The 24,337-nt window shown below is 61.6% G+C and carries 18 protein-coding genes and 2 pseudogenes; 8 read left to right on the plus strand and 12 right to left on the minus strand.

The window, feature by feature from the left end:
* Positions 1-22: 22 nt before the first annotated feature.
* A pseudogene (locus NP552_RS10415) lies at positions 23-1,183 on the minus strand (IS3 family transposase).
* A 146-nt stretch (positions 1,184-1,329) separates the two neighbouring features.
* Positions 1,330-1,662 (minus strand): annotated as a pseudogene (locus NP552_RS10420) (SAM-dependent methyltransferase); the annotation flags it as partial.
* A 326-nt stretch (positions 1,663-1,988) separates the two neighbouring features.
* Here NP552_RS10420 and NP552_RS10425 point away from each other — a divergent pair.
* The 3 genes from NP552_RS10425 to NP552_RS10435 all read left to right on the plus strand — a co-directional run bounded on the left by NP552_RS10425 (position 1,989) and on the right by NP552_RS10435 (position 4,011).
* Positions 1,989-2,345, plus strand: coding sequence for a hypothetical protein (locus tag NP552_RS10425; RefSeq protein ID WP_274096697.1), 357 nt, complete (start codon positions 1,989-1,991; stop codon positions 2,343-2,345).
* Positions 2,346-2,446: 101 nt separating this feature from the next.
* Positions 2,447-3,301 carry a hypothetical protein gene (locus tag NP552_RS10430; protein ID WP_274096698.1) on the plus strand — a complete coding sequence of 285 codons (855 nt, stop codon included), beginning with the start codon at positions 2,447-2,449 and terminating at the stop codon, positions 3,299-3,301.
* On the plus strand, positions 3,301-4,011 hold the full coding sequence (locus NP552_RS10435; protein WP_274096699.1) for a hypothetical protein: 711 nt from the start codon (positions 3,301-3,303) through the stop codon (positions 4,009-4,011). The genes NP552_RS10430 and NP552_RS10435 overlap by 1 nt, the downstream gene beginning before the upstream one ends.
* Before the next feature lie 42 nt (positions 4,012-4,053).
* On the opposite strand, the gene NP552_RS10440 is transcribed toward NP552_RS10435, so the two are convergent.
* A complete protein-coding gene (locus NP552_RS10440) occupies positions 4,054-5,958 on the minus strand; it encodes an SMP-30/gluconolactonase/LRE family protein (RefSeq protein WP_258659419.1) in 1,905 nt (634 codons plus the stop codon).
* Positions 5,959-6,179: 221 nt separating this feature from the next.
* Between NP552_RS10440 and NP552_RS10445 the strand changes: the two genes are divergently transcribed.
* Both NP552_RS10445 and NP552_RS10450 read left to right on the plus strand, forming a co-directional pair.
* Positions 6,180-6,791, plus strand: coding sequence for a glycoside hydrolase family 19 protein (locus tag NP552_RS10445; RefSeq protein ID WP_274096700.1), 612 nt, complete (start codon positions 6,180-6,182; stop codon positions 6,789-6,791).
* On the plus strand, positions 6,788-7,297 hold the full coding sequence (locus NP552_RS10450) for a DUF2514 domain-containing protein (RefSeq protein WP_258659417.1): 510 nt from the start codon (positions 6,788-6,790) through the stop codon (positions 7,295-7,297). Before NP552_RS10445 ends, NP552_RS10450 begins: the two co-directional genes overlap by 4 nt.
* Before the next feature lie 622 nt (positions 7,298-7,919).
* On the opposite strand, the gene NP552_RS10455 is transcribed toward NP552_RS10450, so the two are convergent.
* Entirely contained in the window at positions 7,920-9,053 is a 1,134-nt protein-coding gene (locus tag NP552_RS10455) for a hypothetical protein (protein ID WP_258659416.1), read from the minus strand.
* 238 nt (positions 9,054-9,291) lie between these two features.
* Between NP552_RS10455 and NP552_RS10460 the strand changes: the two genes are divergently transcribed.
* The 3 genes from NP552_RS10460 (at position 9,292) to NP552_RS10470 (ending at position 10,725) form a co-directional block, all read left to right on the plus strand.
* The gene (locus NP552_RS10460; RefSeq protein ID WP_274096701.1) at positions 9,292-9,657 is read left to right on the plus strand and encodes a DUF2388 domain-containing protein; all 366 of its coding nucleotides are present in this window, start codon (positions 9,292-9,294) and stop codon (positions 9,655-9,657) included.
* A gap of 349 nt (positions 9,658-10,006) precedes the next feature.
* Positions 10,007-10,234 (plus strand): hypothetical protein, encoded by a 228-nt coding sequence (locus tag NP552_RS10465; protein ID WP_078481922.1) that lies wholly within the window; start codon positions 10,007-10,009, stop codon positions 10,232-10,234.
* A 200-nt stretch (positions 10,235-10,434) separates the two neighbouring features.
* A complete protein-coding gene (locus NP552_RS10470; RefSeq protein WP_196932473.1) occupies positions 10,435-10,725 on the plus strand; it encodes a DUF3077 domain-containing protein in 291 nt (96 codons plus the stop codon).
* Here NP552_RS10470 and NP552_RS10475 read toward each other — a convergent pair.
* Genes NP552_RS10475 through NP552_RS10510 form a run of 8 tightly spaced genes read right to left on the minus strand, consistent with a single transcriptional unit; the run spans position 10,722 to position 24,319 of the window.
* Positions 10,722-11,519 (minus strand): thioesterase II family protein, encoded by a 798-nt coding sequence (locus NP552_RS10475; protein ID WP_054915175.1) that lies wholly within the window; start codon positions 11,517-11,519, stop codon positions 10,722-10,724. The genes NP552_RS10470 and NP552_RS10475 overlap by 4 nt on opposite strands.
* Positions 11,506-13,236, minus strand: a complete 1,731-nt coding sequence (locus NP552_RS10480) for a fatty acyl-AMP ligase (protein WP_274096702.1) — start codon at positions 13,234-13,236, stop codon at positions 11,506-11,508. The genes NP552_RS10475 and NP552_RS10480 overlap by 14 nt, the downstream gene beginning before the upstream one ends.
* Positions 13,229-13,492, minus strand: a complete 264-nt coding sequence (locus NP552_RS10485; RefSeq protein ID WP_043860793.1) for an acyl carrier protein — start codon at positions 13,490-13,492, stop codon at positions 13,229-13,231. Before NP552_RS10485 ends, NP552_RS10480 begins: the two co-directional genes overlap by 8 nt.
* Positions 13,489-15,306 (minus strand): ACP S-malonyltransferase, encoded by a 1,818-nt coding sequence (gene fabD, locus NP552_RS10490; RefSeq protein WP_274096703.1) that lies wholly within the window; start codon positions 15,304-15,306, stop codon positions 13,489-13,491. The genes NP552_RS10485 and fabD overlap by 4 nt, the downstream gene beginning before the upstream one ends.
* Positions 15,303-17,963, minus strand: coding sequence for a beta-ketoacyl synthase N-terminal-like domain-containing protein (locus NP552_RS10495; RefSeq protein WP_274096704.1), 2,661 nt, complete (start codon positions 17,961-17,963; stop codon positions 15,303-15,305). The genes fabD and NP552_RS10495 overlap by 4 nt, the downstream gene beginning before the upstream one ends.
* A complete protein-coding gene (locus tag NP552_RS10500) occupies positions 17,951-19,441 on the minus strand; it encodes a flavin-containing monooxygenase (protein ID WP_274096705.1) in 1,491 nt (496 codons plus the stop codon). The genes NP552_RS10495 and NP552_RS10500 overlap by 13 nt, the downstream gene beginning before the upstream one ends.
* Positions 19,438-22,974 (minus strand): alpha/beta fold hydrolase, encoded by a 3,537-nt coding sequence (locus NP552_RS10505; RefSeq protein WP_274096706.1) that lies wholly within the window; start codon positions 22,972-22,974, stop codon positions 19,438-19,440. The genes NP552_RS10500 and NP552_RS10505 overlap by 4 nt, the downstream gene beginning before the upstream one ends.
* A gap of 28 nt (positions 22,975-23,002) precedes the next feature.
* On the minus strand, positions 23,003-24,319 hold the full coding sequence (locus tag NP552_RS10510; RefSeq protein WP_054915169.1) for a flavin-containing monooxygenase: 1,317 nt from the start codon (positions 24,317-24,319) through the stop codon (positions 23,003-23,005).
* Positions 24,320-24,337 lie beyond the last annotated feature (18 nt).

A 24,337-nucleotide genomic window follows, 5' to 3' on the forward strand; every position in this document is an offset into this window, starting at 1 on the left:
GCTGGCCATCGGCCTGTAGTGGTCAACTAATCCCGGACACTGCGTTAAGTTTTTCTTCAGCCACGGCGGGCGCTAGTCCGCCGTTGAATTGGTGTGGCCGTTGCCAGTTGTAGCGCTGCATCAAAAACCGACCAATATCCTGCTGTGCCAGGGAAGCACTCATGTATCCCACTGTTGGCACCCATTCTGTTTTCAAACTGCGAAACAACCGCTCCATCGGCGCGTTGTCGTGGCAGTTTCCCCGTCGACTCATGCTCTGTTTGAACCGATAACGCCACAGCCGCTGACGGAAGCTTCGGCTGCCGTATTGGCTGCCTTGGTCGCTGTGAAACAGCACGCTCTGTGGCCGACCACGCTGTTCATAGGCCATGTCCAATGCCTTGATCACCAGGTCGGCATCGGGCTTCGCTGAAAATGCCCAGCCCACCACGCGGCTGGCGAATAGATCGATGACGGCAGCCAAATAGTGCCAGCAACCTTGAGCCCAGACATAAGTGATGTCACCGCACCAAACTTCGTTTGGTGCCGATACGGTGAACGCTCGATCCAGCACGTTCGGGATATCTGGTCGCTCGACCGTCGCTTTTTTGTAGGCATGTGAACCGGGTTGCTTACTGATTAGCTTCATTTCGCTCATCAGCTTACGCACGTTGAAGCGCCCAATTTTTATGCCGTCCTCGCGCATCATGAGCATGATGCTTGGGCTGCGCCGCGCTGCGGCTTTGGGTGAACAGTTCGTTCACTCGGCTGCGTAAAACCAGCCGCTCAACGTCGGGAATTCGACGTTTTCGGCAGTGCGCGTAGTAGCAAGATCGGGTGACTTCAAATACCGAGCACAACAGATCAACAGGCTCTTCAGAGCTGAGCTGATCGATTAACACGAACGCTCGTGTTCCTCGGCCATCAAGAGCGCGGTGGCCTTTTTTAGGATCGATTTTTCCCGTTCCAGCCGATTGATTCGGGCTTCTAATTCCTGGATTTTTTGCTGCTCGGGCGTCAGCGCCTTGCTGGTCGGAGTGACACCGCCTCGCTCTTGCTGGAGCTGGTTGACCCATCGACGCAGGGCCGACTCCACCAAGCCGAGCGAACGGGCTGCTTCGATGTGGCTGTAGCCTTGATCGAGCACCAGGCAGGCAGCTTCGCGCTTGAACTCAGGGGTAAAGGTACGGCGTTGCTTGGTCATCGGACACCTCTCTGTAGCGAGCATTCTCGCCTAAATGGGTGTCCGGAATCATTAGACCACTACAAATCGGTTGATTGCGGACATAGGGAATCTTCGCCCGCGCATGTCGGCGGGCTTGAGTTGTAGGGGAGGGGGTAGGCTGAGGCGGGGCGCTTCATGAAGGTGGTCCAGTGCGTCTTTTCGCGCTTGCCGGACTTGTGGCCAAACAGGGGCTTTTCATCGGTTAGGGCTAGCAGTTCGCTGGCCAGCGCCTGGGTTTCGTTCCACTTGAAGATCAGGATTTCTTCAGGTTCCAGAACCCTGAAACACTCGGCGAACCCCTGCTGGATGTCTTCGCGCCAGTCGCTGGTGAGCAGGCCGTACTTGGCTCGCATCCAACTATCGACGCCGGTGCGGGTGAGGTGCGGCGGATCGAACACCACCACGCGGGATGTCGAATCCTCGAAGGGCAGTTGCCGGAAGTCCATCAGCACATCCGGCCCAGGGCACCCAGCCCGGTACCGTCCTGGGTGATCTCCTGCGTTTCATCACCCAGTTCAAGAGCTTCCCGGCTGCCTACATGGAGAAGGCACTCGGTCGAGAGCTGTATGGCCGTGGGTACACGCCGACTGCCCTGAGCAGTAACTTCCGTGGCGGGCGAGACCTGGTGCAGGCGCTGCGCAACGGAAACGGCGAGCGACTGGCGTTGGCACAACTTATCTTGTGGACCACTGCGTTCGGCTACCTATCGACCGCATCGAAGAACGTCACAAGAGGGGGCTAGCCTCGTCCGGCCGATTATCCCAAGACCTGGCTGGCGGCGATGGTGCAGGGCGGCAGCCTGGGCATCTTCGGCTACTACCTATTCGGCGAGCCCAACCGCTTCGGTAATACTGCGCTCGAATCAGCTGCAGGGCTTGCCCTGGGCACCGCCCCCGACCTGATCAACCTATGGGCCAAGGCGGGTGACGACACTACACCATCAGCCCTCCGCCTGGCTCAAAACAATACACCGTTCATGAACCTCTTTCTGGAGCATAGAAAATTGACCGTATCGACCACCGATAGCGTTAAAACATACAGCACGGGTGGACCGAACTTTCCGATCCCATTTTTCGATTCCTGCAGAACTCTGACATCGAGGCCGTTCTGGTCAAGCAGGACGGAACAACCGAAACGCTGACTGGGGCTCAGTACTCGCTGACCGGCGCTGGTACGCAAGGCGGCGGTACGCTCACCTCGGCATATGCTGCCAGTGGGACCACCTTGACGATCTCCAGGGTGATGATTGCCGTCCAGCCAACGGATCTGCGCAACCAGGGCAGGTTCCTGGCTGAGACGCATGAGAACGTTTTTGATCGGCTGACCATGCTGATTCAACAGGGGTTTTCAGAGTCAAGCCGTGCCCTGAAACGCCCAATTGGCGCCGATTACTTCGATGCCGAAGGCTGGAGGATCGCCAATCTCGCGAACCCATTGAGCCCACAGGATGCTGCAACCAGGGGGTGGGCGGAGGCGTTTATTGCCTCTATCCTCGCAACCGGCCAGGGGCCGGTCAACAATGCCGCAAATGTGATCTACGCCGCGCCAGACGGTAGCATCACAGTAGTCCAAGCAATGTCGGGGCAAAACGGTTCTGGTCTAATCGGCTATTCTTCGGCAGGTCCGAATACGGTGCCGCGCACCGTTCAGGAGAAGCTTCGCGAAGTTGTGAGCCGAGCCGACTACGCGGCTGACGCGGCTTTCACTGCCGCACGGGCTGGAAAGGTAAGCATCGACGAGAGCGGCAATCTCGCAGCTGATGTCTTGCCTACAGGTGGGTCGGTGCCGGTGCCACTATCAGACTTGGCCCGGGACGCATATGGGCCGGGAGCGATACAGGCGCTTTTTGCGCCGCGCCCAGTAATCCGCTACTACAACGCAACTAGCGTGCAGATTCATGCCAGCCAAGCATGCATGGGTGAGTTTAGATTTATGGCAGGCTTTACCAAAAACCGTGGGCGAGTTCTACCGCTCTCTACGCAGATTGTCACAGTTTCACCAGCTGGACTTGGTGCGGAAAGCTCATTCCGTACACAGAATTGGTACACGGCGTTTGCAGTTGCTAACACGGCTGATACCAGTGCATCTATCGAGTGATGCCATTTCTCAGGGTGGCCTCCGTTGATGGAAAGGTTGTCTCTCTAAACAAGGCCGGGGAGGGCATCCACACTTTGCAAGCCCAAACCTATGCGTGGACCTCAGAAAACAACTTAAGAACCGCAAAGTGCCTAATTATTTCTGAAGGCGGGAGATTTTCAGGTCGCGTAACCACTGTAACTGCGAACAATAACGGAACTGTAACTCTCCATGATGTAGGGGAACTTGGTTTTGGAGACTTTTTGTTGCCTGCCCCTCCAGCATCTGAAGAGTTTGGGTATTTGGGCACTTTCTATATGGATACCCAAGAGGTCAGAAATATTCATGACACTGGATCTATAGTTAGATCACGAGGAATTTTTATTCAGTCGCCATCCACCAATGGAAAAATTGCAAGCCCAATGAAGCTAGACTGCTCTGGATATATTTCCCCTCTCGCCACTGGCGTGATGCTCGATAGCTCTGCAAATATTAGCACATCGTCTACAGGTCAGTTGGCAGAGTACTTTGCAGGCGATGGCGGAAATCATACGGCTTACACAGGGACTATAATTAAAACTGCCGCTGCAAGTCTTCCATATTATTTTCCAGGAATTTTGGTGGCTTTTCTATACCCTGGAGAGCTGTACTATTCAAATGGCGGGGCAGATGCTATAACCAACAGTCGCATCAACTCGCAGATGAATATAAACGGATACATTGAGGCATAAAAAGGCAGGATGTAATCATCCTGCCAATTTTATGTTGCGCAGTTATTTGGCTATTTTATATTTCACTACGACCCTGTTGCCGCTGTCGGCAACATATAGGTGTCCATCTATAACTTGAATCCCGTTAGGGAAATTCAATCTTTTCCCGTGCGGAGCAAATCCTTGCGCCTCTCCAGCTATTGTTGTTATTTTTCCGTCCTTGGAGACCATCCTTATTTTATGATTGAATTGATCTGTAATAAATACGTTTCCGTTTTCGTCCGCCGCCAGCTTGGTTGGAGTGTTAAGCTCGGCATCCACAGCCAATCCGTTGTCGCCAGCGTATGACCCCATTCCTTGATAAATTGAATATTTTTGTTTACCGGCAAAGCTGTGTATTATTCCATCTGTATCGACTCTAAGTACGGAGTTGTTCCAGCCGTCCGCGATCAACACGTCACCATCCTTCAGTGCAATAGCACCGAGAGGGTGATTCAGTTTTGACATGTTTGCCGTGCCCCCTATGACAGGAGTTCCTGCGCTTCCATTCCCTATCAAGGTAGTAACTTTTCCGGTAGGGCTTATCTTTCGAATCTTGTGGTTATATGTGTCCGTTACGTATAGGGTCCCATCTGCACCAAATGACATTCCAGCAATAGATTTGAAGCGAGCATTTTCAGGGTTTTCATCGTCAACATCGCCGTAGGTGTCATGGCCAGCGAATCTGCTTACCTGCCCGCTTGCATCAATCTTCATGATTCGATGTTGCTCTGATACAAATACATTGAGGTTTTTGTCTACTGCCAGTGTAGTTGGGTAGTAAAATTTCGTATTTAGTTTATCTACGTTAATCGATGCCCAGCCCTGCTCTCCAGTGCCAGCCCAAACGGACGACTCGCCCGTAGCTATATCAAGTATAAAAATTCTTGGTCGCTGATTGTCGAGTATTAAAAGCTTCCCTTCACCATATTGTGCAACACTGGTAAGAGCACCTATCGCATTAGGGCTCGTGCCAGTGAGCTGGGTTTTGTTTACACCATCGAACGAGTAGATAACACCTTGGTCGGAGTCGGTAATCAGTAATCCGCCATGATATGGTTTGACATTCGAAATGTTAGCAAACCCAGATGCTGCAATTTTTGAGTTAAAGCTCTCGTCTACCGCGTAAAGCAATGTATGATTGCCTACGAAAAGAGTGTTGCCGAGTTTCGCAAGCCCCTTCCCGTAACCACTTTGCATTTTAAGAACTTCTGTATCTTTATTTTGCTTGAATCTGTAGAGTTTGTTTACTTCCGTAACATAGGATTCATTTTCTCCTATCAGTATGTCTTTTGCTTTTTCGAATTTTTGAGTAGATGTCGTGGCGCTGGGTATTATTGTCTGAGATTTGTCTATGCAAAAAATGCCACCCTCAACAGAAATTCCTTTTATCATGCGTGTTGAGGGAAAGCATAAATTGCCATTTTCGTCATATTTTAAAGAGGCTGTGTATCCGATTGGAGAGGTGGCGGCTGCTGTGCCCACGTTAGGCAGCTCTTCACCGCCACGAATTCCGGCAATTGTTGAAACTTCACCGCTTTCTATGTTTATTCTTCTAATTAGATTGTTGCCACTGTCTGCGAAATTCAGATACTTCTGATCGTCAGAAATAAGCAGTCCCGTAGGAAGATTGAGCATGACAGATTCTCTGGGGCCGTCACCATTGAATCCTGATTCAAAAGTTCCTGCGAAGTTTTCCACTATGCCATCTTTGATTTTTCTGATCACGTGCAAGTGCGTATCCGAAACATAGATAGTTCCATCGCTTGCTTCCACTGCGTCTTCTGGGTAATTAAGCCTTGCGTTTTCTACTGGCATTGGCTTGGAGGAATCAATACCAAATATTACATCGCCCAGTATCAGGCCTGCGGGCGCGGTGTCCCCACACCCGCCCAGGACTAGTGCAGATGCTAATAGTAGTTTTTTCATTTACGGACCTACCTTGGATTAGCCGATTATCGTAGCAAATAGAGAGACGATTATGAATATTTCAGAGCAGCAGATGTTGTGGGCCCTTCCCGATGCCCTGGCGGGCTTGGACGGAAGGGCAATAGGGCCCCTGACATCGGGCGGCGGCCCGCAAGGCCGACCTGACCACAGCTCAATGCCGATACACGCCTTGAGCGGGTTTTTTATTGCCTGGAGAAACCATGCCCATCACCGAGCAGCAGTTGCTGCAGATCCTCCCCAATGCTCGCCAAGTCGCGGGCATTTTTTTGCCTGCACTAAACCGTGCGATGGCTCGCTTCAAGATCAACAGCAGGCTGCGCACTGCGGCGTTTCTTGCCCAAGTCGGCCATGAATCCGGCCAGATGCGCAACCTGGTGGAGAACCTGAACTACCGCGCCGATGCGCTGGCACGGACCTGGCCCACCCGGTTCACTGCGCTGTCGAGCGCCGCCTATGCCCGGCAACCTGAGAAGATCGCGAACAAGGTATATGCCGATCGCATGGCGAATGGCCCCGAGTCATCGGGCGCTGGTTGGCGGTACCGGGGCCGCGGGCTGATCCAGCTCACCGGCCGGGCGAACTACCGCGCCACCGCTGATGGGCTGGGCCTGCCCCTGATCGATAAGCCTGAGCTTCTGGAGCAGCCTGAATTTGCCTGCCAGTCGGCCGCGTGGTGGTGGTCGCAGAACGGACTGAGCGAGCTGGCGGACGCCGGAAAGTTCGAGGCTATCACCCGCAAGACCAACGGCGGACTCAATGGCCAGGCTGATCGGGTGGCTCTGTACGAGCGGGCACTGAAGGTGTTGGCGTGATCGGGTGGCGTACCGCCGGCGCGGCGGTGTGTCTTGCCCTGGTTCTGGTGTTGTACTGGGGTGCCTATGAGCATGGGCGTACGACGATGGACGCCGAGTGGCAGGGCAGGTGGGCTGCGCGCGATGCCAGTGACAAGCAGGCCTGGGCCCTGGCTGAGCAGGTGGCCAGAAAAGAAGAACTTCGCCGGCAGGCGGTGGTGGATGAGGAGGAGAGCAATGCGAGGAAACAGCTTGAACTGGCGGCGGATCGCGCTGCTGCTGCCGAGTCTGCTGCTGGTGGGCTGCGCGGAGAAATCAGCCGGCTGCGCGCCGGACATTCAGCCACCTGCAATGCCATCGCTGCCCAGCAGCGCCAAGCAGGAACCTCTGCCGTCGTGGTGCTCGGGGGATTGCTTGAAGACGCTGATCGAATGGCGGGAAGCTGCTCGGCAGCGCTTGAGCGAAGTCGAATAGCTGGTCTGGCCTGTGAGGCTGTGGTCGATGGCATGCGTCGAAAGGGTGAGTAGCCATATAAAGGAAGGGAAACGGTCGGCAGAACGCCGGTGGAGGCGCAGGAAGCCTGCGTGAGATTTGCGTGACTCTTGGCAACGCTTGAAAACACCTATGAGCAGTCGATTGCAGCGAGCGCTGAGGTTAATCCAACGTTTACAGGGGGTTATGGCCTGCTGCACGCATGAGCTGCAAGGGGTCGAGTGTTCGAATCACTCCGTCCCGACCATATATTCAGTGAGTAAGGCCATTTCCGAAAGGGATGGCCTTTTTCATGTGCGTGATTTTTGTGCCCTGGTTTCAGGACACAAACAAAGCACAACGCTTTCAGTGATTGATTTCCTTCTGCGAGGCGGTTGCCTCGGGCTTAGCTGTTAGCTACTGTCCGGCGCGTGAATCTGGGGTTTAGGAGCCCGAGCTCTTCAAGGATCCTTTTGAGTTAACTGCGTTGGCAGACAGCGTCGCCCCCGCCGGAAAGCAGGAAACGCTCATAGTAAGGGGCGGCTAGTTCAAATACCAGATAGCCATTCTATGCATGAAATGCTGAGTTCGTTAATAGGCAGTTTTTGTAAGAGTGCCTGATTAAAGATAGCGGGATATTATCTGGAGGCCCCTGGAGATGCTCCAGCGGCCTTAAGTTTACTGCTTTGCCCACGTGCCACAGAAAGATATTTGCGAATAGTTAATTTTGTAGAGGCGCCCTTGAGTAGGTGGGCACTCATGAGGCCATGCAGAGCCGATGTCCTTCAAGTAACTTGCTTGGCCGGTATTTATAATAGCTAGACTCCTGACTTGTTTGCATATTAGCGTTTTGGACTTTCCGTCCCAAATGACCCGCTCCCAGTCATTCCCAAATGTATTGGAGCAAGGTAGGTTTGAGTTGGCGGTGTTGTACCCTTTGAAGTCTGTTATGTATCTGTTGGATGTTCCGGTTTTTTTGCAATAAGCAATATCTGATTTTCCATCAAATGAGAAAGAAGACCATCCTTCTCCAAGCGTGCTGCATTTTTGAGCTGCGCTTTTACCGGTCGCAGGCCAAATGGCAGTCACATCGACAACCCCAGTGGGTGGTGTGGGGGGCTCGGGCTCTGGTACGGGAACGGGTGAAGAAACGTATGGAGGAAGCTCAACAGATTTCAAATTTTTACCGCCTTCTGTAGTAGTGGCCACAACTATTACAGCAAGGTCAGCTTCCCTTCTAGTGCAAATTAATGAAAATCCCGACGCGGTAATCTGGTCTCCTGCTTTCGGTATATCGCCCTGGCAATTGACATCTGAACTGGGTGATATTGCCCACTGGCGAACTTCTGTGAAGCCTTTTTCACCCCCGGGTGAATACTGGATATGATAAATAAAACGTTTTGGGTCTTGAGATGGCTGTATATAATGACTGACGCCAGAGCTGTTTTGTCTAATACATTCAGACCAAGTGTTGGCAATCACGTTGCTGGCTTTTTGGGCGATTTTCTTGTAGAGGGTGTTAGATAAGGCTTCATCATAATCCGATGAGCAGTAACTGCTGGAGTACGACTGATTTGAGCTTGCAGAGCCGGTTATAGTGTTGTAGTTGAGGCTGCCGTCATAGTTGCTTGATCTGGCCTCGGAGTTACAAATTACATCTTTCGAGAGATTGTATTTGTGCTGGAAGTCTAAGACGTTCTCCTTGTCGTATATTCCGTGTTTAAGAATTGCATCGCAAACACTGTCGAGCGCAAAAGCCTGGGGTACGGCCAACAAAGATATTGCGGGAAGAAATGATGCCAAAAGCTTCATAAATGCCCTCATTGATCATCGATGTGGTCTCTGAGGGATAGCACACCGACTGGCAATGCGCCAGCCGGCGGAAGACGGGTATTTACTGAAGACAGGTCTCGACGGGCAAGTCATACCGGACTTCCCAGCAAATGCCGAGCTCGGCATTTGTGAGTAGCACTTCTCCTCCAGGCGATACTCCGCCAGAATGCGCGCACATTTCGATTTTGATGATCGGTCTAACGCATGGAGCGAGTAGGTGCGTCATTTACTAGCGGCAATAGTGCTCGGTTTTTCCTGCTCTCTGCCCGCCTTGGCGGGGGATGGACGCGCCGTAGAACCCACGTTCCTCGGAGTAATCGTTACCTCGTCTCTGGCCGTGACGCTGTTTCCCGTGACCCTGACCGAGGACGCGCAAGCCAGCAGCCGAAATAGCAGCAAAAGCCAGGATAAAAAAATCGTAGACGCCCGCAATGACGCGGCGGCCTACGTGGCAAGCGACGGCGCCATTCTGGGCGTGGAGCTGCAAGCTGCTTTGTCAGCGCTGCGGCCCGCAAGCACGGTAACTACTGAGGACGAGATGCAACTGGCGAAGGCGATCCTGGCCTATCAACCAGCGAACTAAAGTCCTGCTAAAGCGCATTTCTCACAACGAATTTGCAATCCGTTACATCCAAACCTCAGCCTTTCCCTATTCCCTGTAGTCTCTTTCCCAATCATACTCCCGCCGCACGCCAGCCATTGCGCCGGCCCTGTCAGCGCTCTAGTCTCCTCAGCGTCGTTGCTCATCAACGACCGGCTTTGACAGGCCGTCCCTGACTCTTGGCGCACGTGCACCCTTTATGGCGGCTGTACGTGGGGCACACTCGTGTGCGCCGAGTTCTAGAGTCCTCGGTCTGTCAACCCGCGTACCGCTGCCACCTTCTTGTTTGACAGCAGGTCTGTAGCAGCCTCATCGACTCTAGAGGTTCATCATGCTCAAGATCGTCCCAGACCCACCCCACCACACCCCCCAAACCCTCGAAGACATCCTCATTCAACTCTCCGAATACCTGCTCTGCGCACAGACCGTGTCGCAGCACGCGGTGCTACTTCACTCCCAAGCCCCCCAGCAGATGCTCAGCCTGGCGGCCGTGCATGAGATAGAGCACGCGCGGGGGTTGGTGGAGGTGGCGTTGAGTCGGGTTCAGGCTGTTCACTGATGAGGTAGTAGGGGGCTTGGGTGCTATGCGACCGCGTTGCGGTCGTTCGCGGGTCAAGCCCGCTCCTACAGGGTTTTGTGGTGTGCATTCGGCTACGGCGGTGTCTGCATTCGCTGGCAAGGCCAGCTCCTACAAGGTTATGCGGCGCCTGTAGAGCCCCCACACCTCCTGAAATTGGCAACGCTGCAGGAGCATTTTGGATGGACAAGGATTCGATTGCACCCGCCACAAACGCGGTCAAAACCATCGGCGTCGGCACCTTCGGCGAAGGCGAAGCAGCCTCCAACGCCGACCGGCTGTTCCGCGTGCAACCCGGCCACAATGCGCAGTTCGCGCTGGAGCAAGCCGCCGCGCTGATGAGCTGCGTGTATAGGCTCACCCTGCAAGCCGGCACCCAGCAGGACACCTCGCTGATCTGGGCCGCGCACTGCCTCAGCGGCATGTCAAAAGCCCTGGTCGAGGACGTGGCTCACGCCATGCTCACCGACTAGCCACCCCGCACAGCAGCGGGCGAAGGGCGCCGATGCTGCCCCTCGGCCGCTGCAAGGCCGTCACCGATCACCCGCACCCGGGCCATCACCACCTGCGGCTGCTGCATCACCGCAAAGTGCCCGCCCTCGATCATGCGCAGGCTGAAACCACCCTCGGTCACGCGCTGCCAACAACCCAGCGATTCAAAGCGCACCTGCTCGTCACCCATACCGCCAAACGCATCCACCGGGATGTCCAGGCCGCGCACATGCGTGTGGCGATACCCCAGAATCAACTCCAGGTCGGCCTGCAGTATCGGCACCGCCAGGTCCATCATCGCCTGGTTCGCCAGCACCTCCCGTGGCGTGCCGGCAAGGTTCGCCAGGTAATCGCGCAAGGCCTGGTCATTGAGTGCTGGCAGGCCAGCGCACACGGGCAGCCAGTCCGGGCTCTGGCGAGAAGACACCAGCAGGTGCACGGGCTTGCGCACCCCCTGCGCCAGCAACACCCGCGCAGTCTCGTAGGCGAGCAGGGCGCCCAGGCTGTGCCCGAACAGCACCAGCGGCTTGTCGGGCAACGCCTGGCACTGCTCGGCAAACGCCGCGGCCACCTCCGCTACCGAGCGGGCGAACGGCTCGCGCAAGCGCCGGCTGCGCCCCGGCAGCTCCACGGCGTACAACTCGCATACCCCAGCCGCCGCCTGCTTCCACGCAAAGAAGCTCTGCGCGCTGCCGCCCGCGCAGTGAAAGCAGACCAGGCTGACCGGCGCTTCGGCGTCTGCCAGCCACTGCACCAGCGGCTCAGCGGGTCTCATCGAACAGGTCCAGCTCGCTCGCCAGGTACAGCTGGCGCATCTTCGCGCGCTGGATCTTGCCGCTGGTGGTTTTGTGCATGCTGGTGGGCTGCACGAACACGATGCGGTTGAGGGTGATGCCGTACTGGTCCACCACCGCGCTGCGCACCACCGCCTTGAGCTGACGCGGGTTGTCCTGCAGCCAGCGCTTGATCTCGCGGTTCAGTTCGATGGCCGCCACCAGGGTCTGGCGCTGCTGCTCGTTGTCGTGGCTGAATACCGCGCAACTCTGCGGGCGCACCTCGTCCAGGGCTTCGATCACGGTGTACTCGATGTCTTCGGGGTGCAGGTTGCGGCCCTCGCAGATGATCAGGTCCTTGAGCCGGCCACACACGTACAGCTGGCGGTCGTCGGGGCCGACAAAACCCAGGTCGCCGGTGCGCAGGTAATCCAGGGGGCTGCCATCGTCGATCCGCGCTTTGAAACCCGCCTCGGTCGCCGCCGGGTTCTGCCAATAGCCCTGTGCAATGCTCGGCCCGCGTAGCCAGATTTCGCCGATGCGCCCAGGCGTGCAGCGTTGTCGGCTGGCCGGGTCGACGATCGCGATTTCCACCTCCCACGAAGGCTCGCCACACCCCACCAGCTCCTGCGGTGCCCCCGCATCCACGGGCACCACCACCGAGCATACCGGCCGCCCCTGCGGCCCACCGCTCACGAACAGCGTTGCCTCCGCCAGCCCATAGCACGGCACAAACGCGCTGGCCCTGAAGCCATGCCCCGCATACTGCTGCGCAAAGCGCGCAAGGCTTGCCGGGCGAACCACGTCGGCGCCGTTGAGGGCGTGGGTCCAGTGGGACAGGTCCAGGCCCTGCAGGCGTTCGGCGTCGTAACGCTCCACCGCCAGGTTGTAGGCAAAGTTCGGCCCCCCGGCCAACCGCGCCTTGTACCGCGCAATGGCCTGCAGCCAGATCAGCGGCTGGCGCACGAAGGTCGCCGGCGCCATGATCACCGTGTGGTTGCCCAGCACGATGGGCAGCAGCTGCCCGAGTATCAGGCCCATGTCATGGTGGTGCGGCTGCCAGGTGACGAAGTCGCTGGTGTGGTCCAGCGCCCAGCTGTCGCGCATCATGCGCAGGTTGGCGGTGATGTTGGCGTGGCTCACCCTCACGCCCTTGGGCGCCGAGGTGGAGCCGGAGGTGTACTGCAAAAAGGCGACGCGCTGTGGGTCACGCTCCGCAGGCCGGGCGAACGCCAGCGGTGTGTCGCAATCGTCGGTAGGGCTCAGCATCGCCAGCGCCGCCGCCGGGGTGCCGGAAAATGCCTGCTGCAGCATTGCCTGTTCGCTTGCGGCCACCAGCAGCAGGCGGCTGCCGCTGTCATGCAGAATGCTCAGGCAACGCTCCACCCGGCGCCGGTTCGGCAGGTTGACGGGGACGGCGATGCGGTCGGCGATCAGGCAGGCCAGAAAGCTTGCGATAAAGTCCAGGCCCTGCGGGAAGAACAGCGCCACGCGATCACCCGGCTCACTCACGGCCTGCAACTGGCGGGCGATGGCGTTGGCCCGCCCCAGCAACTGCTGGTAGCTGACCTGCTGCTGTTCTTCCCCCTGGTCGTCGAGCAGGGTGAACAGCACCTTGTGCGGGTGCACCCAGGCGCGCAGCGCCAGGCTATCGTGCACCGCCAGCAGGCCGGTTGCACTGGCCAGTTCCTGTGGGCTCAGGCAGCTCTTGTCAAACATGCGCGGCCTCCCCACGGGCGGCAATCGCCGCGATGGCGAGGGCCAATTCGGCGATGGTCGGGTGCTCGAACACCAGGGTCGGCGACAGGCGCAAGCCAAACTGCTGCTCCAGGCTGCCGATCAGTTTCATGCCCGCCAGCGAGCCGAGCCCGAACGCACCCAGGGGCGTATCCAGGTCGATGTCCTCGGGCGGCAGGTCCATTTCACAGCAGATGAATTCGCTGATGCGCGTTTGCAGCGTCTCGACCAGGGTCATGGCGTTGTCCTTGAAGGGCAGAGGGGAGGGCAGAGCAGGTTGAGCAATTGCTCCGTGGGCATGGGAATGGGCAGCTCGGGCCGGCAGCGCTGGCGCCAGTGATTGAACAGCCACAGCGAGGCATCGCCCGGCTGTTGCCATTGGTTGAGGCCGGCGAGCATGTGGGCCTGCAGTGCGCGGCGTGCGCAGGTGGCTTGGGTCGCGGGGTTGGCAGCGTCGCCAAGGCGGTCGCGCAGCGCGGCCTGATCGCTGCCGCTGTCGCTGAGGTAGAAGGCCTGCAACGCCTCGGCCTGTTCGTTGCGCAACCTGTCGAGCACATAGCCGGGCGTGCGGCTGGCGAACTCGGGGTAGCGCCAGTCCGTCAACGGGCGATGCTCGGACTGTGTCATGCCGGCAAGCTGTTGCTGACGCTCGACGGGCAGGCCGGCCTCGCTGCCCAGCAGAAACACGCTGCCGCACACCACGAAATCCACCCCCATATCGAACATCGCCTGGGCGCTGGCAGGGCTGCCGATCAGGCCGCTGGCGCCGATCTTCGGCCCGCAAGGCTTGCGCCGGGCCAGCGCTGCCAGCAGCAGGGGCAGGTGTGTATCGGCAGCAATCACCAGCGCATCGGCGTCAGCCTCCAGCTCATCGATGCACTCGACCCGCACCTGCCACCGCACCCCAGGGCAGCGCTCACGCAGGGGCTGCCAGTGGGCCGGCACCTCGATGCAGGCCAGTGTCTGGTCCGCCAGCCAATCAATCAGTGCCGGATCAGCGCGGCCATGCAGGCGGATACCGAAACGGCCGCCCACCTGCGGCTCGGCATTCAGGCGCAACACACGGGCCTTCAACTGATTCTTGTCCAGGCCGTGACTGTCGATCAGCCCCATGGCCCCGTGGCGCGCCAGTTCGCTCAGCAGTGCGGGAACGTCAGGCGCAATCACCAGCACAGGGCGCGCAGGGGCATTCGACCGCTCAACGGCAGGCTGCTCACGAATAGCCTTGAGCATCCCACCCAGAATCGCAGGCTGGCCGATCTCGATAAAATCCTCGACGCCCTCGGCCAGCATCCGCTCGATCACCTGCTGCCATTGCACCGGGTGCGTCAGGTGTGTGGACAGTGCCTCCACCAGCCCGTCGCGGGTATGCGGGCGCGCGTGCACGTTGGCGATCACCGGGAATGCCGGTTCGCGAAACGCTCCGCTCATGCGATGCAGAAAGTCCCGAAACGGTTGCTCCACAGCGGCCATGTGCGCGGTATGAAAGGGCCCGCTCACCTTCAGCGCAATGGCCCGAATCCCCTGCGCTGTGCAGTGCTCCAGCAACTGTTCAAGGGCTGCCAGCGTGCCCCCTACGATGATCTGTGTGGGGCTGTTGATATTGGCGATGGCCAGGCCTGCATCCGGCCGTTCGTCCAGCAGTGCCTGCACCCGCTGCCGATCCTGGCCTAGCACCGCCACCAGCCCGCCGCCCTGCACCTGGGCCATCAACCGCGCCCGCTCGATGACGATGCGCAGGCCCAGGCTGAAGTCCAGCGCGCCGGCAGCGGTCAGCGCCGCGTACTCACCCACGCTGTGCCCGGCCGCAACGCTGGCAACGACGCCATCCTCACGTGCCGCCAGGTAGCCAAGCCACGACACTACATAGATGGCCGGCTGGGTGAAGGTGGTGAGGTTCAACTGCTGCTCGGGGTCTTCCAGGCACAGACGCTCGATCGAGTAACCCAGCACCGCATCGGCTTCGGCCACCAGCGCGGGAAAACGCGCGAACAACGCCGCGCCCATGCCCTTGCGCTGGCTGCCCTGGCCCTGAAACAGCCACGCCTTCATGCGCTCACCTGCTGGCGCACAAGGTCGAAGACGCGCATCTGCATGCCCTCCAGGCGCAATGCGCAGCGGCCATCGGCCGTGCACAGGGCCACATCGAAGGTCATGCCCTGGCGCTCGACACTCAGCTGCCGCGCGTCTCGCAACGCCTGGGGATCAAGCGTCAGCGTGCGAATGCGATAGGGCAGGCTGGTGCCCGCCGCCGTGCTCAGGTGGGTCAACAGCGCAGCCCACAGCTGGTAGCCGTCCAGGCCCTGAGGCAGTGTCGCCTGCACACACTCTGCCGTGACGGGCAACGCCTGCAATACCGGCGCGGCAGCAGCCGCAGCCGCGGTCTCGACCTGCAGCAGCACCTGCCCGTTCACACTCACCTGCCAATGCCGTGGGGCGCGGGTAAAGTGCAGCGTGTCGCTTGCCGCAAGGGTAACCGGCGGGCCAAAACACACATCGTGCCAGTGCAGCACGCTGCTTGGCTGGGCCACATGGTCCACCAGGGCGGCCAGCGCCATGCATGAACCCGGCAGCGCCGCGCCAGGCGCCCAGCAGTCGAGCCACGCCTGTGCCGGCGTGGCCGGCGCAGGTGCTGCGACGGCTGCGCTGTACCACACCCGCTCCAGCCGCCAAGGGTAGGCCGGCAAGGGATACTTGTGTGGCCGCGGTTCGTCGCCATACAACGTGGCCCAGCCCGGGCTCGGCACTTTGCCGGCCACCCAATGCGCAGCCCAGTGCTCGAGCAGTGCGCGGTCGGCCCGGCCACTGCCAGCCTCCGGCGCCGGTTTGGCGGTCAGCCCATCAGCGCTGTGCCACCGGGTATCCGAGGGGCAATCAGACGACCCCAGATACGCCCGCAGCTGTTCGAACAACGCCTCGCGACTATCGACCACCACCGCCAGCCGCCGCACCATCGCATCGCGCCCCTCCTGCAGGCTGCGGGCGATGGCCGCAAGGCTGGCCGACAGGTCGCCCGGCAACGCATTCAAGCTCTCCAGCCGTGCCGCCTCTTCAGGCTGCACCGCCGCTTCGCCCACCAGCCGCTCCACCACCTCTTCAAGGCTTACCGCACCGCGCCATGCATCGATGGGTACGTCCAGTTGCAGGGCGTCCAGCGCCTGCTCCAGGCAACCTACAAAATCCTCGGCGTCCATCTTCAGTTCGGCAAGCCGGGTGGCCACACCGTTGCCTGGCATCAGCCCCAGCAGGTCGCGCAGACGTTCGTCCAGCGCCTGGCGCAGCGCGCCGCCGGCATCGGGCAAGGGCTCGCCAAAGGCCGCCAGCAACTGCCGCGCACGGGCGCGCAGGCCGTCTTCATCCTTGGCCGACAGCAGCACCAGATACGGCTGGCCGTCGGGCACGCCAGGGCTGTCGCTCCCCCTGTCGGCAGCCTTGAGCACCACATGCGCATTCACCCCGCCAAACCCGAACGCACTCACCCCGGCCAGCAGCGGTGCATCTTGTTCGCCCATGGAATGCGTGGCATCGGGCAGATAGAACGGGCTGCCCGCCAGCTCGATCTGCGGGTTGAGCGCGTCATGGTGCAGGTTGCCCACCACCTGGCGATGCTGCAGGCACAGCAGGCTCTTGATCACCGAGGCAATCCCGGCCGCGGCTTCCAGGTGGCCGATCTGGCTCTTGAGCGCGCCCAGTGCGATGGGCGTGCCGGCCTCGGTCATGGGCAGGGCGTTCTTCAGCGCGTTGATTTCAATCGGGTCACCCAGCGGCGTGCCGGTGCCGTGGGTCTCGATCATCCGCGCCTGGCTGGGGCAATGGCCGCTCTGCTGCCAGGCCCGGGTGATCACCTCGGTCTGCGCCTTGGGGTTGGGCGCGGTAAAACTGTGGGCACGGCCGCCGTGGTTCTGCGCGCTGGCGCACACCTGGCCGTAGATGAAGTCGCCGTTGGCCTGGGCTGCCGCCAGCGGCGCAAGCACCAGCGCGGCCACCCCTTCGCCGCGCACATAGCCGTCGGCACTGGCAGCGAAGGTCTGGCAATGTCCGGCATGGCTGAGCATGCCGGCCTTGCCGAAGGCGATGAACAGCTCAGGCCCCAGCAGCAGGTTGACCCCGCCCACGATCGCCAGCTCGCATTCACCGTCCTGCAGTGCCTGCCGGGCACGGTGCAGTGCCACCAGCGAGCTGGAGCAGGCGGTGTCGATGGCCTCGCTGGGGCCGTGCAGGTCCAGGCAGTACGACACCCGGTTGGCGATGGCCGTCAGCGCAATGCCGGTGCCGCGCCAGGCATCACTGGGCACGCCGTCGCGGCGCATCAGCGTGGGGTAGTCGGCATGGCCCACGCCCACGAACACCCCCACCCGCCGTTTGGCCAACTGGCCCTGCGCATAGCCGGCATCTTCCAGCGCCGCCCAGGCCGCCTGCAAGAACAGCCGTTGCTGCGGGTCCATGCCTTGCGCTTCGCGGGGCAGAATGCCGAAGAAGCGCCCGTCGAAGCGGTCGACCCAGGGCATGAAGCCGCCGCGCTGGCAGTAGGTGGTCTCTTCCCCGGGGTTCAGCGTGCTGTCGTGGTCGCGCCAGTTCCAGCGCTCGGCCGGCACCTGGCCGACCGCATCGCGGCCTTCGCGCAACAGCTGCCAGAACGCGCGCAGGTCTGGCGCCCCCGGCAGGCGAGCGCTCATGCCGACCACGGCGACCGGCGTCACGACGGGCATGAGACCGGCTCCCGCTCTTGGACGTGGTGTGCGGCGCTGCTGGCGTCATAGGTGTGGGCGATGCTCAGCAACGGGCTCTGGCGATTGCCGGCCTGGGCCCGCTCGCGACCCTGGCGCAGCTCCTTGGCCAGGTAGTGCAGGTAGGTGGGGCCGTGCATCTCGTAGTTGTTGCGTGGGGTGGCCAGGAACTCGCGCTCGATCACCTTGCGCTCGGCGGCAATGTGCGCGCGCTCGGCCTCGGCCCCGGGGCGCTGGTACGCACCGGCAAAGTAGTCGGCGGCCACCTCGGCCTGGCGCTCCATCATGTCCAGAAAGCCCCAGGTCACGGCCTGGAACACGCCGATGAAGGCAAGGTTCGGCACCTCGGGCAAAAAGATCCGCTGGTACAGCGGAATGCGGTTTTCCTCGATCTGCAACAGGCTCTGGGGCAAGAACGGGAAGTCGGTGTGATAGCCCGTGGCGTAGATCACCGCGTCCACTTCCAGGCTGCTGCCATCCACGAAGTGCACGGTGTTGCCGTCGATGCGCTGCACCTGCGGCACCACCTTGAGCTTGCCGTCGCCCACGCGGTTGGCGAAGTTCTCCGACAGCGTCGGCAGGCTCGACATCATCAGGTGGTCGGGCTTGGGCATGCCCAGTTGCTTGCGCTTGGCGATCAGCAGCTTGTACAGGCCGGTGAACATCAGCCCGGTCAGCGGGTAGGGCAGAAGCTTCTTCACCCACCAGTCGTTGAGTGGGCCCATCACCTTGTCCACGCGAATGCCGAACAGGTAGTGCGGCAGCACGTACACCCCACGGCGCAGCGACAGGTAGGTCATGCGTGCATCGTGGCTCACGTCCACGGCAATCTGCGCGCCGCTGTTGCCCACGCCCACCACCATCACGGTCTTGTCCTGGTAGGGGTGGCGATAGCGGTAGTGCTTGGAGTGGATGCTGTCGATCCGGGCAGTGGCTGCGTAGTCCGGCAGGTTGGGCGTGTTGTGGTGCCCGTTGGCGACCACCAGCGCGTCGTAGTGGCGTACTTCGCCCGAGCCCAGGGTCACCCGCCAGGTGCCGTCGGCCAGGCGCTCGGTGTGCTGCACCGGGCACTCCAGGTGAATGCTGTCGCGCAGCGCGAAGTGCTCGACGAAGCTGTCCAGGTACGCATGCACCTGGCGGTGCGAGGGGAAGTCCGGGTAATGCGACGGCATGGGGAAGTCGCTGAACTGGTACAGGCCCTTGGGCGTGTTCATGTTCATGCTGTGCCACACCGAGGTGTGCTCGCCCGTGTGGTCGAAGGCCCAGATACCGCCGATGCGGTCGCGCTTGTCGAAGCAGTCGAAGGCCATGTGCTTGCGCTTGAGCGCGCGGGCCATCGACAGGCCGCCGACCCCGGCGCCGACGATGCACACCCTGGGGCCTGGCCCGGTCAGCGGGCGAATGGCGGCCACACCCGGTGCGGCGTGGCTTGGCGAGTTGACGCGAGTGTGCTCAGTCACAGGTTGGGTCCTTTTTTTTTAGGGTGGGTGAGGCTCGACAGAAACTGCGCAGTGCGCGTATCGCCCAGGTGCCGGTTGTGTTCGGCGCAGTCCTGCAACACGCCGTCCACGCCCCGGGCCAGGGCCCGGCGCAGGTTGGCGACCATCAGGTCGATGCTGTCGCGGTCGATGTTCAGCGGCGGCAGGTAGCGCAGGCAGTGGTTGTGGATCGGGCACACGGCTGCCGCCACCCCGCCTTCGGGGTCGCGCAGCAGGCTGCCCCACAGCAGGTAGCCGAAGCTGCGCTCGACAAACGCCGGGGTGCCGGCCAGCTCCAGCTCCACCGTCAGCAGCAGGCCCTCGGCGCGCACTGCGCGAATCAGCGGGAACGCCCGTTGCAGCTCCAGCAGGCGCTGGTGGAAGTACTCCCCCTGCGTTCGCGCATGGGCCAGCGCACCCTCGCGCTCCAGTGCCTGCAGGCAGTTCAGCGCCAGGTGTGCGCTCAGCTGGCTGATGCCGCGCCCCTGCAGGTCGGCCACGCGCTGCGGTTGTCGCTGGGCGCCAGCCTGGGTCACGGCCTCGCTGCACAGCACCACGCCCATCGGCAGCAGGCTGTCGCACAGCGCGCTGCCCAGTGCCACGATATCCGGCTGCGGCACCTGTGCCTGGCTGTGCAGAAAGCGCCCGGTCATCAGGTTGGTCTGGGTTTCGTCGATGCCCACCAGGTAGCCGCCGGCGTCGCGATGGCGCTCGATCATCGCGATCAGGTGGGGCGGCACCGGGCGCGAGGCATTGGCATCGACCTGGATCGTCTCGAACCACACCAGGGCGATTTCGCCGCTCAGCAGGTGGCCCTGCAACTGCGCCTCGGCGTCTTCGGCCAGCGGGTCGATGAACACTGTATGCGCATGCAGTGGCTCGAACGGCGCGCGGAAGATATCGAAGCCCAGCGTGTGCGAGGCCGCGGCGCTGAGCATCGAGAACCCCAGCCCGCCGCTCAAGCACAGCAGTTTGTGACGTTCGCCCCTGGCCGCCAGCAGGCCGAGGGTCAGCGCGGCCTCCACGGCGGTGACGTTGCTGGAGGCCGGCAGCGCCATCGGCAGGCCGGTGTTGTGCTGCAGCAGGCCTTGCAGCTCGCCCCAGTAGTCGCGCCGGGTGTCGTGCTGGCGCGCGACCTGCTCGATCACATCCAGCGGGTTGAGGCCGCGCGGGCAGGTGCCCACGTTGACAAAGCAGTCGATGATTTCCCGCGAGGGTTCGCCATCGTGCATCAGCCGTGAGCGCACCCCGCGAGCCTCGTGGAAGCGCCCATCGAAGCCGTGCATGCGGGCGATCTTCGCGTAACCGCGGTTGCCGTAGCACAGGTGCGCCTGGTAGGTCGCTTCGCTGCTGCTGGCGATACGGCGCAGTTCGCGTTGTTCATCCACGCTCAGCCCGGCGGCGAACTGCGCCATCAGGTGTTCGAAGGCCAGCTTGAACGGCAGGCCGAAGTTGCTCATCACATGGCGCACATAGCTTTCGTTGGGCGTCATCAGCCACGGGTTCTTCACCCGTTCATGTACCAGGCAGGCGCCCAGCGGCGCCTGGAACCCGCTCAGGCCCTCGCCCAGCACGATCAGGTCGGGGCTTTCGCACAACGCCAGCAACGGCCAGTGCCCGGCCTGCCGGGCAGGCTCCACCACCAGGCTGAGAATGCCGCTGCCGGCCAGCTCGCGCAGCCAGGCATCGCAGGCCTCGGCGTTGGCGTCGGCGGCCTGGATGCAGGCCACCGCCGCCAGTTGCTCGGGCCCATGCTGGCGCTGGTAGGCCAGCGCCTGGGCAAGGCTCGCCACCACCCGGATGCCGGGTACCAGCGCACTGGCATCGGCGCGCTGCAGCGGGTTGAAGTAGCGCGCCCAGTAGCCGCTGTCGTCGATCAGCAGCAGTTCGCCCTGGCCGTCGGGGGTGCGGTTGCGTGCATGGTGGCGGGCCAGGCGCAGGGCCGCATCCAGGGCTTCCTCCAGCGAAGTCATGAAGTAGCTGCGGTAATCGGCAGGCTCGCGCTTGCCGCGCTTGGCCAGGTGATTGAGCAGCAGGGCGGTCTGCGCGGCGGGCGCCGACAGGATCGCGCAGTGGCCCTGTTCGCCCTGGCGCACGTAGTCTTCCAGCGTCTGCAGGGTGTGCGCGGTGGCCGGCTGAAACACCGGGGGCACGGGGCGCCGGGCCGGGCCTTCGGGAGTTGGCAGGTTGTGCAGGAACTCCAGCAGCAACTGGTTGTAGCGTTGGTGATGGGTAAAGCCCAGCAGGTGCCCGGCGCCCTGCACCTCGATCAGTTCGGCATGCGGCACGGCGTTGGCGATCAGCGCCGAATAGGCCGGCGGCTGATAGGCATCGTCGCTGGCGCAGATGATCCTGCACGGGCAGTGCAGGTTGCCCAACTGCGGGCGCAGGTCGAAGTCGCCGATCACCTGCTGGTAGGCCGGCAGCGCTGCCATGTTCCAGCCGCGGTTGAGGGTCATGAAGCGCGGGCTTTTCTGCAGCTCGCCCATCAGTACCGGGAAGTTCGACGCGCCTTCGCTGAACGGCGAACTGACGCTGATGCACAGCCCTGCGCAGCGGTGCGGGTGGGCCAGGGCAAAGGCCTGGGCCAGCACGCCGCCGAACGAATAGCCGATCACCGGCAGCGGCTGGTCGATACCCAGCTGATCCAGCAGCACCACGATATCGGCCACCAGGTGCGCAATGTCGAACGCAGGCGGCAGCTCGGCCTCGCCGCAGCCGGGCAGGTGCAGCATGATCAACCGGTGACCGCGCCCCAGCGCCTGCAGTTGCAGGCGCCACATCACGTCGTACTGCATCACCAGCCCGCCCAGCATCAACACCGGCGTGCCGCTGCCATAGGTCGCGCATTCCAGGCGCGGCGCGCCGGGTCGGTGGATCTGCACCCGCGTGGCCTGCTGGCACAGGCTGAACTGTTCGTCGAGCAGGGCCTGGCTGGGCTCGTACTCGTTGCTCGCTTGCGTGCCCTGGACCACCGCCGGGGCAGCGGGGGCGAGGTGCTCATAGCGTTGCCACAGCGCCTCGATGCTCAAGGGGCCTTGCGTAGCGGGTGTGGCCACTGCGCCGGCAGCCACGGGCGCAACCACCTGCGCCATCGGTGGCGCCGCAGCCACAACCGGTGCGGGGGCGGGCAAGGGCGCACTGTCGCCGTAATGCTCGAGCAACTGCCCGTGATGGTTGGCCAGCAGGTAGCCGCAGAAACTCCGCAGGTTCTGGAATTCGAAGAACACCGTCGGTGGCACGCTGATGCCGAAGCGCTGGGTGAACAGCGTGCCGATTTCGGTGGAGGCGATGGAGTCCAGGCCGTAGTCCATCAATGCACGCGTGGGCGAAAAGTCCGCCGGGTCGATCTTCAGCACGCCCAGCAGCAGATCGCGCAGGTCCTCCAGCAGGCGCTGCTCCAGCGGCGGCGCGGCGCCGGCATCCAGGCTGTCGAGCAGCAGCAGCGCCTGGCGCGCACTCAGCGCGCCGGCATCCGGGTCGCCCGTCAGGGGCAGGTGGGTCGGTTGGTTCATGGTCGGTTCCCCGGCGTGTCGTCGATGGTCAGGCGCTACGCGCCAAGGGTGGCGAGGGCTGCAGCCGCGCGGTCAGAAAGTTCACGGCCCGGATGAACTTCCACAGGTCCACTTCGTGGGCGTGGCGCTGGGTCTGCATGAAGCGCTGCTGGCCCAGGTCGAGCAGCTGCGGCTGACGCTTGATCTGCTGCACGGTGTGCCAGGCCGGGCTGCGCAAGGCACGGGCCTGCAGGTAGGCGGCCACGAAGCGCCCGGTCATGTTGGCCAGGTTGCCGATGCCCGACGGCGTGTTGAGGTAGCCGACGAACACCAGGTCGTCGTGCTCGGCCGGCAGCATGCGCAAAAACAGCGAGTCGAAATCGCGCTGCCAGTCGAAGGTCTGCAGCGGCAGAAACGGCAGGTCGATGCCGTAGCCGGTGGCCCATACGATCAGGTCGATGGTGGCTACGCTGGCGTCGCAAAAGTGCACCTGCTGGCCGTCGAAATGGCTGATGTCGGGCTTGGCCTGCACATCGCCATGGCCGATGTAGTAGAGAATCTGCGAGTTGAGAATGGGGTGGCATTCGCGAATGCCGTGGTCCGGTGCGGGCAGGCCATAGTCGCGCCCGTCGTAGCCGGCGAACTTGAAGCTGCGCTCCACGTGCGCCCAGTATTCGTCCTCGTCGGCAAATTTCGGCGCCTGGTCCATCAGCCATTCCTGGGTCGGCTGGCCATCGATGAACTTGGGCATGTAGTGGTAGCCGCGCCGGGTCGAGTGCAGCGCCAGGCTGGCGGTTTGCGCGGCGTCCACGGCAATGTCGCAACCGGAGTTGCCGCCACCCACCACCAGCACGCGCTTGCCGCGAAACTGTGCCGAGCTGCGGTACGCGCTGGCATGCAGGGCCTGCCCGCTGAAGGTGCCGGGGTACTGCGGCACCTTGGGCGTGCCGAGCAGGCCGTTGCATACCACCACCGCCTCGTAGCGGGCCTGGCGCCCGTCGTCGAAGCTCAGCAGCCAGCCGTCGGCGGTCTTGTCCATGTGGGTGACGCGGGTGTTGAAGCGGGTGTGCTGCTGCAGCTGGCAATGCTCGGCCAGTTGCGTCAGGTAGTCGAACACCTGGGTGTGCCGCGGGTAGTCCGGGTAGTGCTCGGGCATCGGGAAGTCGGCGAACTGGGTGTTGCGCTTGGAGCTGATCAGGTGCACCGCTTCATACATTTTCGAGGCCGGGCCGTCGGGCTGCCAGTTGCCGCCGAAACGCGCGGTGGCTTCGATGATCTCGAAGGCCAGGCCCACTTCGCCGAGGGCCTTTGCCACGCCCAGGCCACTGGCCCCGGCGCCGATGATGGCGATAGTCGGCTGCTGCATTGCATCACTCCCTTGAAG

The sequence above is a fragment of the Pseudomonas sp. 8209 genome, from assembly GCF_028682105.1.
Lineage (GTDB): Bacteria > Pseudomonadota > Gammaproteobacteria > Pseudomonadales > Pseudomonadaceae > Aquipseudomonas > Aquipseudomonas palmensis.

What these genes read in the sequence shown, in the direction of transcription:
- NP552_RS10430 (WP_274096698.1), top strand. Translation starts at nt 2,447, where the DNA reads ATGATTGCCGTCCAGCCAACGGATCTGCGCAACCAGGGCAGGTTCCTG.
- NP552_RS10435 (WP_274096699.1), top strand. Translation starts at nt 3,301, where the DNA reads ATGCCATTTCTCAGGGTGGCCTCCGTTGATGGAAAGGTTGTCTCTCTA.
- NP552_RS10440 (WP_258659419.1), bottom strand. Translation starts at nt 5,958, where the DNA reads ATGAAAAAACTACTATTAGCATCTGCACTAGTCCTGGGCGGGTGTGGG.
- NP552_RS10445 (WP_274096700.1), top strand. Translation starts at nt 6,180, where the DNA reads ATGCCCATCACCGAGCAGCAGTTGCTGCAGATCCTCCCCAATGCTCGC.
- NP552_RS10455 (WP_258659416.1), bottom strand. Translation starts at nt 9,053, where the DNA reads ATGAAGCTTTTGGCATCATTTCTTCCCGCAATATCTTTGTTGGCCGTA.
- NP552_RS10465 (WP_078481922.1), top strand. Translation starts at nt 10,007, where the DNA reads ATGCTCAAGATCGTCCCAGACCCACCCCACCACACCCCCCAAACCCTC.
- NP552_RS10470 (WP_196932473.1), top strand. Translation starts at nt 10,435, where the DNA reads ATGGACAAGGATTCGATTGCACCCGCCACAAACGCGGTCAAAACCATC.
- NP552_RS10475 (WP_054915175.1), bottom strand. Translation starts at nt 11,519, where the DNA reads ATGAGACCCGCTGAGCCGCTGGTGCAGTGGCTGGCAGACGCCGAAGCG.
- NP552_RS10480 (WP_274096702.1), bottom strand. Translation starts at nt 13,236, where the DNA reads ATGTTTGACAAGAGCTGCCTGAGCCCACAGGAACTGGCCAGTGCAACC.
- NP552_RS10485 (WP_043860793.1), bottom strand. Translation starts at nt 13,492, where the DNA reads ATGACCCTGGTCGAGACGCTGCAAACGCGCATCAGCGAATTCATCTGC.
- fabD (WP_274096703.1), bottom strand. Translation starts at nt 15,306, where the DNA reads ATGAAGGCGTGGCTGTTTCAGGGCCAGGGCAGCCAGCGCAAGGGCATG.
- NP552_RS10495 (WP_274096704.1), bottom strand. Translation starts at nt 17,963, where the DNA reads ATGCCCGTCGTGACGCCGGTCGCCGTGGTCGGCATGAGCGCTCGCCTG.
- NP552_RS10505 (WP_274096706.1), bottom strand. Translation starts at nt 22,974, where the DNA reads ATGAACCAACCGACCCACCTGCCCCTGACGGGCGACCCGGATGCCGGC.
- NP552_RS10510 (WP_054915169.1), bottom strand. Translation starts at nt 24,319, where the DNA reads ATGCAGCAGCCGACTATCGCCATCATCGGCGCCGGGGCCAGTGGCCTG.